Source organism: Pseudomonas sp. 9AZ, from assembly GCF_902506525.1.
Lineage (GTDB): Bacteria > Pseudomonadota > Gammaproteobacteria > Pseudomonadales > Pseudomonadaceae > Aquipseudomonas > Aquipseudomonas peli.
Genome location: NZ_LR733840.1, coordinates 2,316,043 through 2,332,791, shown reverse-complemented (window position 1 = coordinate 2,332,791; position 16,749 = coordinate 2,316,043). Strand labels below are relative to the sequence as shown.

Annotated in this window: 12 protein-coding genes and 1 pseudogene; 7 read left to right on the top strand and 6 right to left on the bottom strand. The window is 53.2% G+C overall.

What is annotated here, in order from left to right; all coding sequences use genetic code 11:
• Positions 1–78: 78 nt before the first annotated feature.
• A complete protein-coding gene (gene gorA, locus ALTER154_RS10775; protein ID WP_160086921.1) occupies positions 79–1,437 on the top strand; it encodes a glutathione-disulfide reductase in 1,359 nt (452 codons plus the stop codon).
• A 7-nt stretch (positions 1,438–1,444) separates the two neighbouring features.
• Positions 1,445–2,068, top strand: a complete 624-nt coding sequence (locus ALTER154_RS10770) for a trimeric intracellular cation channel family protein (protein WP_090253798.1) — start codon at positions 1,445–1,447, stop codon at positions 2,066–2,068.
• Positions 2,069–2,091: 23 nt separating this feature from the next.
• Here ALTER154_RS10770 and ALTER154_RS10765 read toward each other — a convergent pair.
• The 5 genes and pseudogenes from ALTER154_RS10765 to ALTER154_RS10745 form a co-directional block, all read right to left on the bottom strand.
• Positions 2,092–3,443, bottom strand: a pseudogene (locus ALTER154_RS10765) (cation:proton antiporter).
• 497 nt (positions 3,444–3,940) lie between these two features.
• Complete coding sequence (locus tag ALTER154_RS10760; RefSeq protein WP_160086919.1) at positions 3,941–5,536, bottom strand: TniQ family protein; 1,596 nt, start codon at positions 5,534–5,536, stop codon at positions 3,941–3,943.
• Positions 5,529–6,455, bottom strand: coding sequence for a TniB family NTP-binding protein (locus tag ALTER154_RS10755; protein ID WP_160086917.1), 927 nt, complete (start codon positions 6,453–6,455; stop codon positions 5,529–5,531). The genes ALTER154_RS10760 and ALTER154_RS10755 overlap by 8 nt, the downstream gene beginning before the upstream one ends.
• A complete protein-coding gene (locus ALTER154_RS10750; protein ID WP_160086915.1) occupies positions 6,436–8,295 on the bottom strand; it encodes a DNA-binding domain-containing protein in 1,860 nt (619 codons plus the stop codon). The genes ALTER154_RS10755 and ALTER154_RS10750 overlap by 20 nt, the downstream gene beginning before the upstream one ends.
• 2 nt (positions 8,296–8,297) lie before the next feature.
• Positions 8,298–8,918, bottom strand: a complete 621-nt coding sequence (locus ALTER154_RS10745; RefSeq protein ID WP_160086913.1) for a TnsA endonuclease N-terminal domain-containing protein — start codon at positions 8,916–8,918, stop codon at positions 8,298–8,300.
• Between the two features lie 140 nt (positions 8,919–9,058).
• Here ALTER154_RS10745 and ALTER154_RS10740 point away from each other — a divergent pair, with 140 nt between their 5' ends.
• The 5 genes from ALTER154_RS10740 to ALTER154_RS10720 are packed head-to-tail and all read left to right on the top strand — an operon-like array spanning position 9,059 to position 11,982.
• Positions 9,059–9,637 carry a hypothetical protein gene (locus tag ALTER154_RS10740; protein ID WP_160086911.1) on the top strand — a complete coding sequence of 193 codons (579 nt, stop codon included), beginning with the start codon at positions 9,059–9,061 and terminating at the stop codon, positions 9,635–9,637.
• Positions 9,634–10,926 carry an N-6 DNA methylase gene (locus ALTER154_RS10735; RefSeq protein ID WP_160086909.1) on the top strand — a complete coding sequence of 431 codons (1,293 nt, stop codon included), beginning with the start codon at positions 9,634–9,636 and terminating at the stop codon, positions 10,924–10,926. Before ALTER154_RS10740 ends, ALTER154_RS10735 begins: the two co-directional genes overlap by 4 nt.
• 8 nt (positions 10,927–10,934) lie before the next feature.
• Positions 10,935–11,270, top strand: a complete 336-nt coding sequence (locus ALTER154_RS10730; protein ID WP_160086907.1) for a hypothetical protein — start codon at positions 10,935–10,937, stop codon at positions 11,268–11,270.
• Between the two features lie 11 nt (positions 11,271–11,281).
• A complete protein-coding gene (locus ALTER154_RS10725; RefSeq protein ID WP_160086905.1) occupies positions 11,282–11,683 on the top strand; it encodes a hypothetical protein in 402 nt (133 codons plus the stop codon).
• Positions 11,684–11,697: 14 nt separating this feature from the next.
• On the top strand, positions 11,698–11,982 hold the full coding sequence (locus ALTER154_RS10720; RefSeq protein ID WP_160086903.1) for a hypothetical protein: 285 nt from the start codon (positions 11,698–11,700) through the stop codon (positions 11,980–11,982).
• 194 nt (positions 11,983–12,176) lie between these two features.
• Here the strand turns inward: ALTER154_RS10720 and ALTER154_RS10715 are convergent, their stop codons facing one another.
• On the bottom strand, positions 12,177–16,655 hold the full coding sequence (locus ALTER154_RS10715; protein WP_160086901.1) for a GreA/GreB family elongation factor: 4,479 nt from the start codon (positions 16,653–16,655) through the stop codon (positions 12,177–12,179).
• Between the last annotated feature and the right edge of the window lie 94 nt (positions 16,656–16,749).

Genomic DNA, 16,749 nt, shown 5'->3' with positions numbered 1-16,749 from the left:
GCTCTCCTGTTCTGCATGCATCAAGTTTAGGCCCTGGCACGCCTTGGGGTATGCTGGTGGCCTGCTCTGGAGGCTGAAATGACCTACGACTTTGACCTGTTTGTGATTGGTGCCGGTTCTGGCGGTGTGCGGGCTGCGCGATTTGCCGCCGGCTATGGCGCACGCGTGGCGGTTGCTGAAAGCCGTTACCTGGGTGGCACCTGCGTCAACGTCGGCTGTGTACCGAAAAAGCTGCTGGTCTATGGAGCGCATTTCGCCGATGACTTCGAACAGGCTCAGGGGTTTGGCTGGGCGCTGGGCGAGGCTCGCTTCGACTGGTCGACCCTGATCAGCAACAAGAACCGTGAAATCGAACGACTCAATGGCATCTACCGCAACCTGCTGGTGAGCAGCGGCGTGACCTTGCTGGAAGGCCACGCGCGGATTGTCGATGACCATACTGTCGAGCTGGGCGGTAAACGCTACAGCGCCAAACATATCCTGATTGCCACCGGCGGCTGGCCGCAAATTCCGGAAGTTCCGGGGCATGAACATGCCATCGGCTCGAATGAAGCTTTCTTTCTTGAGCAACTGCCCAAGCGGGTACTGGTCGTGGGCGGTGGTTATATCGCCGTAGAGTTTGCCTCGATCTTCAACGGCCTTGGCGCAAAAACCTCGTTGCTCTATCGCGGCGATCTGTTCCTGCGTGGCTTCGATAAGGCCGTGCGTCTGCACCTGCAGGATGAGTTGAACAAGCGCGGTGTCGATCTGCAGTTCAACAGCGACATCGCCCGTATCGATAAACAAGCCGACGGCAGCCTGTTAGCCACGCTCAAGGACGGTAGAGCGCTGGAAGCCGACTGTATCTTTTACGCCACCGGCCGCCGACCCATGCTGGATAACCTGGGCCTGGAAAATACCCATGTGCAGCTGGATAAGCGTGGCTTTATCGAAGTGGACGAGCAATACCAGACCAGCACACCCTCGATTCTCGCCATCGGCGATGTGATCGGTCGTGTGCAGCTGACTCCGGTAGCGCTGGCCGAAGGCATGGCTGTCGCAAGACGCCTGTTCAAGCCAGAGGAATACCGCAAGGTCGACTACCGGATGATCCCGACGGCGGTATTCAGCCTACCCAATATAGGCACGGTCGGGCTTAGCGAAGAGCAGGCGAAGGAGGAGGGCTACAGCGTCCAGGTTTTCGAAAGCCGCTTCCGACCGATGAAACTGACCATGACTGAAAGCCAGGAACGCACCTTGATGAAACTGGTGGTGGACGCTGCCACAGACCGTGTGCTCGGTTGCCATATGGTCGGGCCGGACGCCGGCGAAATCGTTCAGGGCTTGGCGGTGGCAATCAAGGCCGGAGCCACCAAGCAATTGTTTGATGAAACCATTGGCGTACACCCAACGGCTGCCGAAGAGTTCGTCACCATGCGTACCCCCGTGTCGTCCTGAGGTCAGCATGGCTCAACTGTTCTATCTGGCTGATCTTTTCGGCGTGGCGGTATTCGCCATAACCGGCGCGCTGATGGCCGGGCGCAAGTCCATGGACCTGTTCGGCGTGCTGGTGATTGCCATCGTCACTGCACTGGGCGGCGGTACGCTGCGTGATGTGATTCTGGACAACCATCCAGTCAGCTGGATTCGCAATGACCTGTATATCGTTGTCGCATCACTGGCGGCCGTGGCTACGGTCGTCTGGGTACGCATGACTCAGCCGATTCACGAGAAAGGTCTGTTACTGGCGGATGCCTTCGGGCTGGCGGTGTTTACCGTGATCGGCACAGAGGTCGCTATGCAGCACAACGTTCCGCATAGCACTGCTGTAATCATGGGCGTGATGACCGGTGTCGCCGGCGGAGTGATGCGCGATGTGATCTGCAATGAGATCCCGCTGATCTTTCAGAAGGAAATCTACGCCACCGCCTGCATAGCCGGCGCAGTGGTGTTTATCGGCATGCGCGCCCTCGATACGCCACATTGGCTGGATACCGGTGTGGCCATGCTCACGGTGCTGCTGATTCGTCTGGCTGCCATTCGCTGGCATGTCGCGTTGCCCAGCTTCCACTTATTGGATCGCGATTAGTTGCCCAGCTCAGACTGCGTCATTTATGTTCGGCGCTTGAGGCGTTCGTAATAATCCAGCAACGGCTGGCTGGTTAGCCCGTGCAATACGATGCTCATGGCCACCACACCCAGCACCAGATCGCTGGCTGTTTGCGCCACTGTCGCTGGCAGCTCCGTATTGATCGAATAGCTCAGGTAATACAGGCTGCCAATGCCGCGAATGCCGAACCATCCAATCAACAGTCGATGCGACGGTGGCATTAGCCGACCTCCGATCAGCAGTAACACCATGCCCGGACGCGCCACGCAGAATAGTGCCAATCCCAGAGGCAGTGCGCGCCAGTCCCAGTGCTGATAGAGCAGGGCGCCGAGAATGGTCACCATCAGCACTTCCAGGATACGCTCCAGCAAGCTGCCAAATGACAAGATGTCCATCATCAGGGCTCCAGCGGCCACCTTGGGATGCTCATCCTTGTCTTCGCCAAACTCGATATCTCCGTGCGTCTGGCCTTCTTCACGAGTCATTGAATTGCTCGTCCGCTTTTCTGCGGGCTGCTCATGTCCTTGGCTAGCAGTCACTTCGGCATGCCGTAGGCCCAGCCCAGCGGCAAAAGTCGCGAGAAAGCCCCAACCTCCGATGCTTTCTGCACCCACATAGGAAAGGGCGATCAAGGCCAGTGCGAGGAAATCATTGGCTGATATGGTTGTGTCGGTCTGGCGGGCACGTAGGTGAATGACCAGCCGGCCAACGTTACGTCCCAGCATATAGCCCAGTAACAAGCTCACGGGAACGGCCCACACGACATAGATCAAAAACCAGTCGAACGCCTCACGCAGAGGGCTTAAGGGCGCCTGGGCACTAAACTGAAGAACTAATAACGCGGCGATTACAAAAGGAAAGGCAATGCCGTCGTTCAGTCCAGCTTCACCCGAGATGGCATAACGCACGCGATCCTCGTCCCCAGCGTGACTGACCTGCACCAGGCTGGCCAGCACCGGATCGGTAGGCGAGAGAATCGCCGCTATTAACAGTGATAGCCCCCAGCTCAGACCGAATAGATAGTGGGCAATTAACGTCTGAGAATGGTGCCGAGGAGCACCGGACCTGCGAGCAACCAAGCGGCTTGCCATTCAGGGGCGCGAAACGGCAGACGCAGTTTTAGCCCGCCAATAAACAACGAAATCAGCACAGCGATTTCCGCCAAGTGTTCCAACCAGGTGGAAATATCCAATAAATCCTGCTGCCAGATGCCTAAGCCGAGCGGGCCTATCGCTAGGCCGAATGCCAGATAAAGCGTTGAGGTTGTAACCGGCAAAAGCCGCACAAAGGTTGAGGCCAGTCCGAGAATCAATAACAGGGTGCCCATCACCAGCATCCACGTACTGAAGCTCATTGGCGCTTATCTACGTTATGTAAGTGTGCGGATGTGGGGATGCCACAAACAAAGCGACTCCTGATTAAACAGAGTCGTTTGGATTCGAAGCAGAAAGGTCGCGCAAAGTTCATCATTCCTGATGAGCGGGCGGACGTAGTAACAAGCAGATCAGACAGCCGCCTGTCGTACGTCAGCTAACTGGAGAATATAAGTCACTGGATAATTAATGACTTATGCATCTAGCATGAGATTTTCTGTGGCCGAAAACGTCAGCTATCGCGAGATTTTCATTGCGAAAATCATCTAAGTGGAGAATTTCCTGAAAGCCGTGTTGGCGGCGGCCACGCAGAGTCTGCCGGATGGACTTTCACTGAGCGAGAGTGGCCGCGCATTAACAATTTGTCAATACTGGCCAAATGAGGGATGTAGGCCGTTAGCCTTGATGCTAAGGGGCTCTAGAAGGGTGGAATTAGCTCAGTCGAGCCAGAAGTGATGCCCTGCGGGCTGCAATGACTTCAGCGGCTTGTGAAGCGATTCAGCCAGGAATCTAGCTCTTCGGTGCGGCTGTAAAGAACGCCCCCAATGGCGGCCTCGAAAGAGGATCCAGTGAGGCTTGCCAATGCCCGACGAGCAGGAATCCCTGATATCTTCGACCACCGTTTTATTGAGATATGGCTGCTGAGCAGTCGACTAATCTCGCCACCCTGGAAACAAAGTTCACGTTTCCAGCCCAGTGGCTTGATCAGCCCTAGGGAGCAAGCCGTAGTGATTTCTTGCTTGTTCATCCCTGTAATAGCGATTGTGTCCAGTAGCGTGCAGTGAGCAGTCTCCAGCGAAGCGAGATGCTTCGCCATCCAGGCCAACAAACCGTCAACTCCGACAAAAGCCCCATCAAGCAAAGCTTTACGATCTGACTTGGGACGGAATGGAATTTCTTTTAACAGGATGCCGGCCAGTACATGCCCCATATGGCCGCCATGCGCTGATGCGATTCGCGCAGCATGCACCATATCGATGATCTGGCCAGAAGCGACTGTCTCCAGCTGTTCAATCTGCTTGGCCAATGTAACTAGATCAAAACAGGCGTCCCGAACAGATCTGTGGCCGATGAGCCCCTGAAGGGAAGACGACTCAATCAACGGCAGGATCTGAGCAGGCTCACATCCCAGGACTTGTGACAGCAACCGATGATCAACTGGCGCCAACAATGTTGGGCTCTCTTCAGTTCGCCCATTGAGCGATCTCCGCCCCGCAGAACAATCGAAATCCCGCAGAGGCCAGGGCAGCGCTAGTTTTTCTTTCAGCGCATAAATCGGCAGGTAAACGGCTGATGCTCCAATGGCAGCAGTGGGTGATCTGTGTGCTCGACAAGCTTCGGCCCATGACTCCATCGCCGTTGAATCATTGAGCAAGGCGTACGCCTGACCCAGAAGCAGAGGCCAGCGAGCGACTTCTGTGGGCGGCCTCTCACGAACAGAAAGATCACTGCTCAGCGGCTCAAGGACGCATTGAAGGGCTAGTAGCAGATCGCGAATGAAATGGTTGAGCCCACGCTGGTCTGACAAGCGTACGTGTAGCTCTGAAGCATACGCCGGCAGCGTGACCGGGCTAGTAGAGCCTAAGAGGGTGACGTTGCACGAAGGGCAACGGCATTCGAACAGCTCTTCTGACCACTCAAACTGGTCATTGCAGTGCGGGCAGGCATGAATCAAATTATGACGATGCTCATAGCAATGAGTGAATGGCAACTGACCAAAATATGCTGGGATCCGTTTTTTCTCCCGAAGGCAGGCCGTACAGATTCGGGGAACTCGAAGCTCAAGGTTTCGGTAAATTCGCGCGGAGTCATGTGCTGTAACTTTGGCGAGAATCTCATCTCGAACGACATAGCCACTCAGCTCTGCCGGACTCAGGCCTAACCATCCTGCCAACGCTGCCTGGGTATCAGGCGATTGATGGTTTTGTGCTTTGCTGCCACCAATTCTCAGGGTAGAAAACAGCTCCTTTACAGAGCTGCGCCCATTAGCCACAGCCAAGCGCAGTAGATAAGCAGAAAAATGCTCACCGGGTTCGGGGCGAAGGCGTACCGGGAGAAGTCGCAGCTCAGACATTAGCCCGCAACGCCAGGGCCCGCTCGACTTGAGGCAGGGACATCTTGAAAGGATTTTCTATCAAATCTGCGCAACTGCTGACGTCGAATGCCTCCGACAAATGAGTTATGCAGATCTGTTCATTCCCGTCAGTGCTTTCGAGAGAATGTTCAAGCACGTTGGCAATGAATCCATGGAGCCCGTTACTGGCGAGATAGAACCGCTTCAGCATCTCGTCACTGCTCAGGTTGATGCATGGAACGCCAATGGTTTTCTGATATACAGCCATGAGATTCTTCCAAGCATTTGATCCTAGAGCAGGAGGTTTAAGCTGGACAGAAGCGTTAAACCTACGAATCAGCTGATCTTCACTGTGCTTACCTTTGACGGTGTCAGTCAAAATTCGATTGCCATGGGGAAGTCCGGCCAGGACAAAAGGAATTAGGCTTCGATCCATGATGCTTTTGATCATGTCAGCTGCTTCTTGCGTCCGCCGGTGGGTGTGCTCGGGGAGCACATGTTGAATTTCATCGATGATGATTAACTGAACACCCAGTGATTTTGTCAGGCCGTAAAGACGATTCAATAGTGACCTGGCCGTACCTTTCTGAGGCTCGGGATCGCCGCAAGCCTCAAGCAATCCGCTGAGAATGTCGTTTACAGTGACTCGGGACGGCAGTGAAATATAGAGGATTGGACGCAGCGTTCTGTCTTCCAACTCAGCATCTGGAAACGCCTTGCGATATAAGTGAAGCAAAGTCGATTTACCAGCTCCGCTGGCTCCAAGCAGCATCATGCTTTTTGGCTTCAGGCCGGCAGTTTTATGGCACCGACTAATCGCTTGATACGCCAGGTCAAACTGCTGGTTTCGAATCGTTAGCTGCAAGAATGCTTCCGTGTGCGGCTTTCGGCTTGGAGCATTATTCGATGGTGATTGCATAGTCGTCATCCTCATCAATAATGGGTGAAACAGCACAAATGTTGTCTATTGAGTATTCTTCGACGGGTGACTTCAGCAGTGTTTCAAGGTCGATAGGTGTCCCCGCTGAGTTGAGTGGTATGTCTGGCCCCTTACGGCGTGGCTTTTCAGGATCGCTATAGCCCTCACGGATACCGTCATCCCATGTGGGCGATTCATCCTTCGTCGTGCGATAAATTCGCCCCACGCGAAGTTCTGAAAATGAAAGTCCCGAGGTCTTGCTCCCTAGAATATTTGGAACCTCCAGAATCCGATTTGTAAAAGGGTCTACAACGCTAATGGCACTGGCATCTAGCGGGTCACGGTATGCAGTAACCTTAACTTCATCTCTTTTATGAGGTTTTTGGTTTCGTTGTGATCGATGATAAATTTCTTGAAGCTCGTCACTGTTGAAAACCTGATAGTCACAGGTAATTCCCTTCACATGAGCGAGGTTATGTTCTTCGCGTAGACCGCGCAGCAAGTTGTCATTCCCAATCTCATCAACCATTACCGGGGGATATTTTGAGGCGCTTTCACGCCAAACTTCGGCAGGGGTTCGGCCATTCAATCCAGAATGTGGCTGGTTGTGGTACTTGATAATTAACTCACTAAACAATTTCCTGAATTCAGAAAAAGTGTGCTTCGCAGAGGACTTTATGCTGGAGTCAGACTTATATCTGTTATCCGGCTTCCCCAAATAGCCCTTTAGCCCCTGAAATAGGCCTGTACGGGTCGTGCCAATGAATCGCTCCACGATGGGCTTGCCCCAACCCATTTTGGTGCCAGTGCAATCCACTTCGACTTTCAAGTTGTCAAAAAACCGCATGGTGTCAGCAGAGATATATGCAGCGCCTTGGTCGATGACCACCCGCGCGGGTATTCCGCAATATGGATATAGCGGGTCATTCTTTCGTGAAATAGCATATCGAAGCGTATGGATTACACAGGCAGAAGTTTCTCGCGGCTTGCCAACGTGAATGGCGTAACCCAGTACGACGCGCGAGTAGGCGTCAACGACAAAGTAGATGCTAGGCTTTCCTATAAATTTGCCGAATTTGTTTTTTAGCCCGACATTGAAATGCGCCGTATCAAGCTCTGCACGTTGCAGGATTCTGTCGATTTCAATTTTAGAGTTGGTAGATCTAGCCTCATGCCTAGCTGCACTTTTTCCGTACCGGCATGCAATCACGCTGATGCGATCAAGCTCGCGAATACGGCGTTCAAAGGTTGAGAGAGATGGGCAAGGTGCAATGTATCCTCTGGTAGCGTATTTTGCAGAAAAGATCAAATATACGCGATGCATCGAAGGTTTATCTTCGGTGAGATATTCCTTTTTTATGACCATATCCATTAGGTCAAATACTTCATCGGCGATAGATGGGTTCCGGAGTCTCTTACCACCAAAAAGGACTTCAGCCATGTTCTCGCTGGCAGCAATCCATTTCGTGTAAATTCTATGCAGATTGGAAATGCTCGGCGGATTGCTATCCGAGATAAGATATGAGATGCGAGCTGTGACGAGTTCCCGAACGCCTTTTGCACAGGGCTTTGCCTCAAGCTTCAGTGCACTGCAATAAGCAGTCATGCGTGCAATTTCTTCATCCTGCTCTGTGCTGGTCTTTATGTGGCACGGATTGTAAGTAGGAGTCCTGAACAAATGAAGCTTCCCATCTGATCGTGCACGCTCCAGTTCCTCTGGAGTGAAGCTCTCCACCTTTCCATCACTAAATTTTATTACGGCAAGATCGCCATCAAAGAGGCGAAGATTGCCGGTTCGCCCCTCATAGGAAAGCAAGCAATCCACATATAGATTTTGCATAGCTACACCTTGATAAGGGCTGTTTGCTCGGTCAGGCGTATAGAAAAATCGAACCGAAATTCGCCATTAGCCAAAAGTGCGAATGGTGTCGTATCAGGAAATCCCAGTCGTCTTAGATATTCTTTTAGCTCCGAGAAACTAATGTCTTGTGGCATTCCTTTCTTTATTTTTGCCACTTCAGACCGATTGATAAAAACTCTCTTGTAAGGATAAAGCATATTCATGTTGAAAATTGAATCGCCCAACCGGATGTCTTCATCTGTGACAATCTCTAGACCTACACCACAAGCATCATTTATGTGTCGACGAATCCACGCCATTTTTTCTTGCAGGGCATCGTCGATGCGTTTAGCCATTTTGATCTCTCGGAACTGATAGCCACGGTCATCCTTGAACTTAACGAGTTGATCTGGTGTATATCTCGCGGGTTTTCCGTTAATTGCGGTATATGCAAATGACACGGGTTGCGCCTTATAAGACTCAACCGCCTCATCAAACTCTAGGGCTAGCAGGGCATCCCTCTCCAGCAAGCTTTCACACCAAAACCTGGCCAGGTTCTTGACCGAGTAGAAATGCCTGATCGGCTTCGACCACACACCCTTAGGTTTTTGCTTGGGCTTCATCTTTCAACCTAGACATCATCGCGTTGATGCAATACTACGAACCTTTCCAAGGCCGTCAAGCAAAATCTGCATCATCGCGTTGATTCCAGTCAGGATGCAGGCTAGGATTAGCCGCATCGAACAGAACGGCAGGTGTGATGATGACCCTCTCCGAAATCGCTGAAATCCGCGCAGGCCATGCGTTTCGCGGTGCTATCACACCTTCTCAGGATGCCGAGAACCGAGTGATTCAGATCCGCGATGTTGATCAACAGAGCGGAGTCGCTTGGGCAGGTCTAGAGCGCTGCACCCTCGCGGGTCGCAAAGAGCCTGATTGGTTGCAGGCAGGGGACATCGTGTTTCAAGCGCGGGGACGGAAGAATTTCGCCGTGTGCCTGATGGAGATGCCATTTGATCGCGTCGTCTCCACACAGCACTTCTTCGTTATCCGTGTACATGACGAGCGGTTCAGCTCTGCTTTCATCGCATGGCAACTGAACCAGGTAGGTGCTAAGCGCCACTTCGACCTGAACACGCCGGACGTCAACACACGGCACATCACTCTGGCAACCCTGAGCGCAACCCCCGTCGTGTTCACTGATCAAGCTACACAGCAGCAGCTCCATCAATTAGTCACGCTCGCTCGAAAAGAGCAGCTTCTTTTTGAGACTTTGATGAAAACCAGGCAGCAACAGATGGCGGTGATTGCCAGCCAAATCCTTCGGATGGGAACGGTATGAGTAAGATCAATCTTCTGGCGTTGCTCACGGCCAATCCGGCTTATAAGCAGCTTGCGACGCACCTATTCCTTCTGATCTTGTGGCACCGCGATTCGCCTAAGGAAGAAGTGCCAGAGTCGTTTGATGACAGATTCTTTGACCGTGTTGCCTGGCAAGTCGGCGAGACCTCAAAGTTGCTTGGCGATGCACTCCGCAAAAAGCTAGGGATCTACACGCTGGAGACCGGCTCGCTAGCCGCCCATCATGAGTATTTCCGTACGATTGCACGCGGATTAGCTGAGGAAGACTTGCTAAGACCAATGCTGCTGGAGATGCTCCTTCAAACGCTTGAAGCTGATGGCTCTTATGAGGGGACAAGGCCTTGCCCTGAGGAGCTAATCCAAGTGATCGCAGGCATCAGCCAGCAGGCTGGAGGGCGCTCTTACTACGACCCCCTCAGCGCGAATGGACGACTGATTGCCAAGCTCGTTTCCACCTCAAGCCCATCAGCTTGGGGGCTGGGCCAATCCTATGCTGACGAGGACATCCTGCATGGGCTGCTACGTGCTTTCTTCAAGCACGATTCTCTTACATTCGAAAAGGCAGACGCCTTGAAGTCGCCACCTGTTGATGGGGTAAGTCTTCAGGCTTTTGATTCAGTAGTTTCTGACCTGTCAGGTGGTGCCGAGGCATGGGATCCAGAGCTTGGCGTTAGGGATCCATTTGGTCGGTTCAGATACGGTGTAGCCTCGAAAGGGAAAGGTGAGTGGCCGTTCATACAGCACATGCTCGCGTGTATGCGCCCAGACCACGGCTTGGCAATTGCAGTTGTAGATCAGGCCGCACTGCTGCGAGCGGGTAAAGATGCTGAAATCAGACGGGGCATCATTCAGGCCAATCTACTGGACGCTGTGATTTATCTCCCGCCAAAACTTTATCGCAGTGACGTACGTCCGCTCGCGATCCTTGTCTTCAAGTCGTCACGACAAAGCCTCTCGGTACTGCTTGTAGATGGCAGCAAGCTCTACACATCTGAAAAAAGCCTCAACACGCTCACGCAAACAGGTATCCGACAGATCCAGGAGCAGTACTCGCGACGTGAACCTGTTGACGGCACTGCTGTGCTTCTGAGTATCGCTGAGCTTGAAAGCAATGGCTTCGCGCTAAACCCAGGGCGATATTTCTCAGCCCGTGCTGATGAAGGACTACATGATCTCGACGCCCTGAGCCGTGAGCATGAACACATGAAGCGTGAGCTCTGGGATGTAGGTGCTCAGATCGACGAATTGTTCGGCAGACTAGCTGGGTAGGCCGCCCTATGAAAAGCCAGCGAAAGATGGTCATGCTCGCCGCCGCGATGCTTGAAGACTTCCCTGAGGTCATCTCTGGTTATGTTGTTGATGCGCGTATCGAGTCCCTCCATCTGAAGGGCTATGTGTTCAAGGCACTCGGCTATCGGAATGGCGAATTTCTGGTCAGCACAGAAATTATGCAGATCATGCTCTTTTCGCCAGATCGTTGGATGCTCAAAACTCGTGACGATGAGTTCTTCGTCATCGCATCCTTTGCACGCGGTGGTCGCCAGTCCATAGAAAACCTTGCTGAAAAATTTGAGGCAGCTTGGCTATCCCATTCGTTATGGCATGTTCACTAAGTGAAACGACTATGAGCGAGCTCGATTCATTGACGAACCTCTTTAACGGTGATGGAGAGAGCATGGAGGGCTCTCAAATGACCGACGACGAGGCACTCAAGTTCATGCGAAACAAACGCCTGAACGTCGAGTTCTGCCTGGTCAGAGACTGGATCTGGATTGACCTAAATGTCACGCCGGCACAGCTTGCAGAGCTGGAAAAAACACGCCGCCAGCCTGTGATCATCTTCTCTCACAGAGTCATATACGACTCCATGAGGCGCTGGGACGTTGGTGACCTTGTCCGAACCTCTCTGCTCCATGAGTTCCGTGATGGCTTCCTGTTTCAGACGTTGAACACGGATTATGTGCTCTTGGGTGAGGGCATGAGGAAAAGGGTCGCACTCGAAACGGTTGGCCGCATTTTCTTTTGATCTCGGTGACGCCTATGACTGATCGGATACAGAACGACTCATGGTGCGGAGTTTGCGGTAGAAGTACGCAGGTGCCTGGTTATGGTGAGCAATTCGGTACACTTTCTGCGCGTTGGGGCTATGGCTCGCGCCATGATGGCGAGCATTATCGCGTGACGCTCTGCGAAGGATGCTTTTTTGGTGCCTTGCTGTATCTCCGCGAGCAGCGGTGGATTCAAACGATGTTTGACGAAGCGCAGCCCACGGATGATGGCGGCTTTGGCCTGATTGCGCGTGACGATTACTTTGGTGAGTCATAACATGCTCAAGACTTTATTTCGGAGCAGTTATGATCTCGCCAGCTCATCCCCCTTGCTGATCGGTTGGGGCGTAGCTGCCTGGAACTGAGTCAAACGTGCTGTCGTGCTGTGACCGCGCACCTTACCAATGCGCGGATCAATTTCTGAATCTATCCAAGTACTGAAAATATAGAGGCCTATAGAGCTGAGTTGCTTCAGTTGGCCTTGGTACTAGTCTGCGTCGCTTCGCTTTCTGACGGGATGAGCGGTGGGGTAGCAGTGTTTTGGATGAGCTCGGCCGCCAGTGTGTTGGGCGTGCTGGTCACATAGAAAGGAACTATCCGGCCGTAGATGATCTGAGCAGTCAAGGAGATCGACTTGCTAGGGCGGTTGGAGCGTTCCTTCGCGAGGTATATCTTGATGCGGATAGCCTCGGAGATTAGCTTCTGGCGTCGACTAGGTGGCAGTGTAATTAACAGCAATTGCAAACCATATACATCCCAGTCTTCGGGGCACTCCGGGTGCCGGAACATGGCCTCAAAGCAGTAGTCGATCAGTTGTAGCATTACACCGACGTCACAGCGGCCGGATGTGTACATGCGGCATATGAAGTCAGTGATCACCGGGACAGCTGTCTGGAAAGTCAGTAGAGGAGCAGCAAGATAGCTGCGAAGGCTGTTGAGCCCAAGGTTCGCGAATTCTAGGCCCTGATCCATCATAACAACGAGATCATTTGCGTCGATAGCGATGAAATTACGCCGGATAATGATCATCCTGATGATTGCGCGGGAATACTCCGCGCGGGTTATGTACCCGCCCTGAACTACACGGCTGAGCAGCATTTGAGGTGATGCCGTTGTGATTTCCATCGTATGCGCCAGGTGTCGCAGTCGACCGTCTAGGGACAGCAACCCACAGCCATATTCCGAGCATACCAGCAGGGTCGCATATTCATCATCGGCCAGAATATCTTGCAGCATAGGCAGCTTTGTTGATGACCTGGGGCCATAGGCAGGAACGACCTGGCAATAGGTATCAATGGCCAGTTCGATTGCCTCAAGGAAGGCGCACTCTTGTAACCAGTTCTCCTCTGTTTGCTGCTGAATGCCCAGCTTCCCTTCATGTGAAAACATCGTGCCCCCCGCATGGTAGCGGGAAGTCTTTTCGATTTTCATCGCCAATGAGAGCTTGGTAGCACTGCTAACGTAGACCTTTGGCAAGTACTCAAGAACGTCCAGTAATCCGAGGGTCGCCAGCTCAACGAGTATTGACAGGTCGACCACCCACGCAAAATCTTTCGGAACAGTTTCAAATGGGTTATCCGGGACACCACTCTCAAACGTGATCTCCAGTAAAGGCCCCTCTTCAGGCCAACCCCGGAGAAGGTCTATGAGATCCACCCCAATCATTCTGGCAGTCAGGCCAATGGTCGCGACGTGCTGCTGGTAAAGGCTGAGCGCCTGCTGACCATGAACTCTGCGTTGCTCCAGTTGTTTGATGAAAAAGGACAGGTCGATGTCGCCCTTAGCATCGCGCGGAATCGCCATCGAAGTGAGCGTCTCGCTCTGGATCACAGAGGTAGTCACCCGCTGGTTGGATAGCTCAAGGAGCCGGTGATGGATGGTGATGACCCGTTTAACCTCCAAGATCTGTTCACCAATCAAATTAGAAAAGGACACGCTCTGACCCACTTTCAGTCCCATTAGAGCGGCGGCCTTCGGCGAGTTTGGCGCAATAAACTCTGATGCAGCGGGAAGAGGTGCTTGGGTTTCTAGGTCGATAGTGATGTAGCCACGAGTGCCGCTGGCATCTTCAAGCTCCACTGACGTTCCCGGGCCGATCTCTTCAGGCTCCTGATGCGCTCTATCCGTAGCCTTGGTTAGCATGATCATTAGCGTCATATGCAACGCTGCGGCTTCAAGATCACCACTACTACAGCGCATCGCTCGATAGATACGCTCAATCCCTTTGTCGAAGTATCCATGCGTGATTTCGATGCTGCCGAGGCGTAAATGGATTTCCGTCGAGCCGTTGAGCGAGTAGGGGAGCCTCGCCACGCAAGCTTGCATCTCGTCGGAGCTCACGTTGGCGCTTACTTGGACAAGTAGCATCCATGCAGCGGCGTCACTGGGGCTCTCTGCCACAGCTTGCTCGGCCAATTCCCGCATCCTTGGCCAATCGCCTGCGTTGCTGTACAGGTGCAATGCTGCCTGGCGCGCATCCGGGGACATGCGCCATTCCTCCGAAAGCGACTGGAGCAGGTCACGCAATTTCGCGCGTTGCTCCAAGGCCGCGTAGCATTGGATAAGATCGACATGGAGGGGGGTGAAGACGTCAGAGGGCAGTAAGCGCTCAAGAATATCGATCACAGCATCGTAGCGATGGGAGGTAAGCATCAATTGAGAGGCAAGAGACAAGTCCTGCGGCGCTGAGGTGGCCAGTGCTAACTCAGCCACCCGGTTTTCATACTGTTTGCGTACTTCCACATCGCTGGCGTAGGCACGAGCAGCGAAAACCAGGTGTGGAATGCTGTCGCTACCTGTAGTTATGCCTAACCCCGCGAGCTCTTCGCGGACGCGCTCAGCCTGGTTATTTCGAAGCAGTAGTTCCCAGTGAAAGTGATGCAGAATCCTGTCGACCTGTTGAACCAACTCATATTGGGGGCTGGCGGCCGACCCGGCACGATGGGGCAATTCAGCGATGGAGGCTTGCAAGAGGTCGTCGCGATTCATGTGCAAGCACGCTTGGCCAAACGACACCAGCGCGTCAGTGGGAAGACTATCAATCTGCTCTGCGAATCGGGTGACGGCCTCTTCTTGACGATTGAGATCACTCAATGCTTCAAGCTCAACCCTGAACGTGCCTTCATGGCCGGGAATACCTCTTTGCCTACCTTGCTCAATCATGCTCAAGGCCTGCGCCGGCTCGGCTAGCAGTAGGTAGCTATATGCGAGGTGGAACACAATGTCGGTTTTAACCCTTACGCTCTGTTCAGACCATAGGACTTTCTCACGATCATCGAAGCGCGAGATGGCATCGGCTAGCGAGTCGCGACGATCCCTGGGCTGCCACCGGTTTTCCACATGAAGCGCATTTTGGGTCGCCAAGCGCAGAGCCATGCGCAGGTAGTTTTCAACAATGAATATCGATGCATCGGACTGCTCCAACGCGGTCTTGATGACTCGGATCGCCCCCTCGTCATCGTCTGCAATTGCCAAGGAACTGGCGAGCATTTGCCACGCCCCCGACTTGTCCTGAAACGCTGCGGGAATATCCTCCTGAGTCAGTTTCTCCTGGTTCATGACCCGCGCATTGGTCACGATCTGCCAGACTGCAAAGGAATCAGGAAAACGCACCAGCAGGGCCTGGCCTAGTTCTAGAGCAGCCTGAACTTGATTTCTGAGCAGGTGGGCCCGAACACTGCCTGCCGCGATCAGATCGTCCTCGTTGTAGTAGGAGAAAGCTATTTCCAGGTCAGAGGCCGCCGTAGCATCGTCAGCCAGATGCCAGTAGCACATCCCTCTGAGAAAGTACCACCGTGCTTTTTGGTGGCTATCAAAGGACTCAAGGTCTTCCTGAAGAGTCTCCAGCTGCGCCAGCGCTTCCCGATACTGACGTTCATTGTGCAGTTGTTTGACCCGATCTAACTGGCGCGAGAAAAGCGAATTGGCGGAGTTTGCTTGGGAGGCTGGTAGATCGTGAATGACTGCGGGTGCGTTGGACAGTAACTGGCGGTCGGTGAGAAGAGGGGAGAGGGTTTCCGCTAACGGTTTGAGATGCTGATGCACCTCGGGGTTGCTGATTAGAGTGCCAGCCTGGGCCGCTGCTAAACTGGTACGCAGAAGCCTAACGAGCTGAAACTCTTCAGCTAGTCCATCAAGGTAGCGAGCGGCAGTCGAGAGGTCTATCTCGCCGGCAAGACCATTTAGTTCCGCACACGCTGCCATCAGCCGGGCCCAGACGGCACCGGCATCATGACTCGGCAAGGCTTGGCTGATCAGCTGCTTTTGGCCTGCGACCTCCGTAGTGCGGTCGGAGTCCAAGTCATGCGACATGAAGCTCAGATGTACTGCGAATTGGTGCAGATCATCGGGCTCAACAGGCTTTTTATTGTACTGTTCGACCGCCGACTTGATAGCGGCGTAAGCATTCCGATTGCTGGCATTGCTGAAGTCTTCAGCATGTACTTTAGTGTGCCAGGTTTCGGCGCTCGTCGATGATCTTGCGAAGTTCACGACCTCAACCGCACCTTTCATGGAAGAAGCGCTCGTCGCATCGTAGACGATCAGGTTCTCATCCAGTCCTAGATTGAATTCGGCACGCTTAAAGTCAAGCCAAGCAAGGCCCACCGACTCAATGAAGGTGTCATTAGCGGTCGCCTTGAGCGAGCGTTTCATCTGCAAATTGTGTCGTGCTTTCTGCCCCGTTTTCTGTCTTGTAGTAAAGACCACAAGATCGTCGGTATTGTGCTCAAACACTCGCCCTTGGAATAGCAGGCTGGAAATAGTGAAATTATCCCGGACACCCGCACACGGGATGCCTAGGCACATCGCCAGAAGGCGCATGGCCTGTACGCGCCGCTCGAAGTTACCTCCACGGCCACCAGTTGAGGCAGGGTTTGATACTTTCTTCTGACGAGCTTTCTGCTTAGGTTTCGAGGCTTTTTCAGTGAGCTTCTCTGGCGTCCTTGACATAACCACTTCGCAAATCCGGGGTTATAGGCATTCTAACGGCGAGTGTACTGCATGTGTAAGCAAGGTTATCGTCGCAGAGATCAGCTATAGGTTT

Excerpts from the sequence above, each read along its gene's own strand:
- gorA (WP_160086921.1), top strand. The coding sequence starts at position 79 with ATGACCTACGACTTTGACCTGTTTGTGATTGGTGCCGGTTCTGGCGGT.
- ALTER154_RS10770 (WP_090253798.1), top strand. The coding sequence starts at position 1,445 with ATGGCTCAACTGTTCTATCTGGCTGATCTTTTCGGCGTGGCGGTATTC.
- ALTER154_RS10760 (WP_160086919.1), bottom strand. The coding sequence starts at position 5,536 with ATGTCTGAGCTGCGACTTCTCCCGGTACGCCTTCGCCCCGAACCCGGT.
- ALTER154_RS10755 (WP_160086917.1), bottom strand. The coding sequence starts at position 6,455 with ATGCAATCACCATCGAATAATGCTCCAAGCCGAAAGCCGCACACGGAA.
- ALTER154_RS10750 (WP_160086915.1), bottom strand. The coding sequence starts at position 8,295 with ATGCAAAATCTATATGTGGATTGCTTGCTTTCCTATGAGGGGCGAACC.
- ALTER154_RS10745 (WP_160086913.1), bottom strand. The coding sequence starts at position 8,918 with ATGAAGCCCAAGCAAAAACCTAAGGGTGTGTGGTCGAAGCCGATCAGG.
- ALTER154_RS10740 (WP_160086911.1), top strand. The coding sequence starts at position 9,059 with ATGACCCTCTCCGAAATCGCTGAAATCCGCGCAGGCCATGCGTTTCGC.
- ALTER154_RS10735 (WP_160086909.1), top strand. The coding sequence starts at position 9,634 with ATGAGTAAGATCAATCTTCTGGCGTTGCTCACGGCCAATCCGGCTTAT.
- ALTER154_RS10730 (WP_160086907.1), top strand. The coding sequence starts at position 10,935 with ATGAAAAGCCAGCGAAAGATGGTCATGCTCGCCGCCGCGATGCTTGAA.
- ALTER154_RS10725 (WP_160086905.1), top strand. The coding sequence starts at position 11,282 with ATGAGCGAGCTCGATTCATTGACGAACCTCTTTAACGGTGATGGAGAG.
- ALTER154_RS10720 (WP_160086903.1), top strand. The coding sequence starts at position 11,698 with ATGACTGATCGGATACAGAACGACTCATGGTGCGGAGTTTGCGGTAGA.
- ALTER154_RS10715 (WP_160086901.1), bottom strand. The coding sequence starts at position 16,655 with ATGTCAAGGACGCCAGAGAAGCTCACTGAAAAAGCCTCGAAACCTAAG.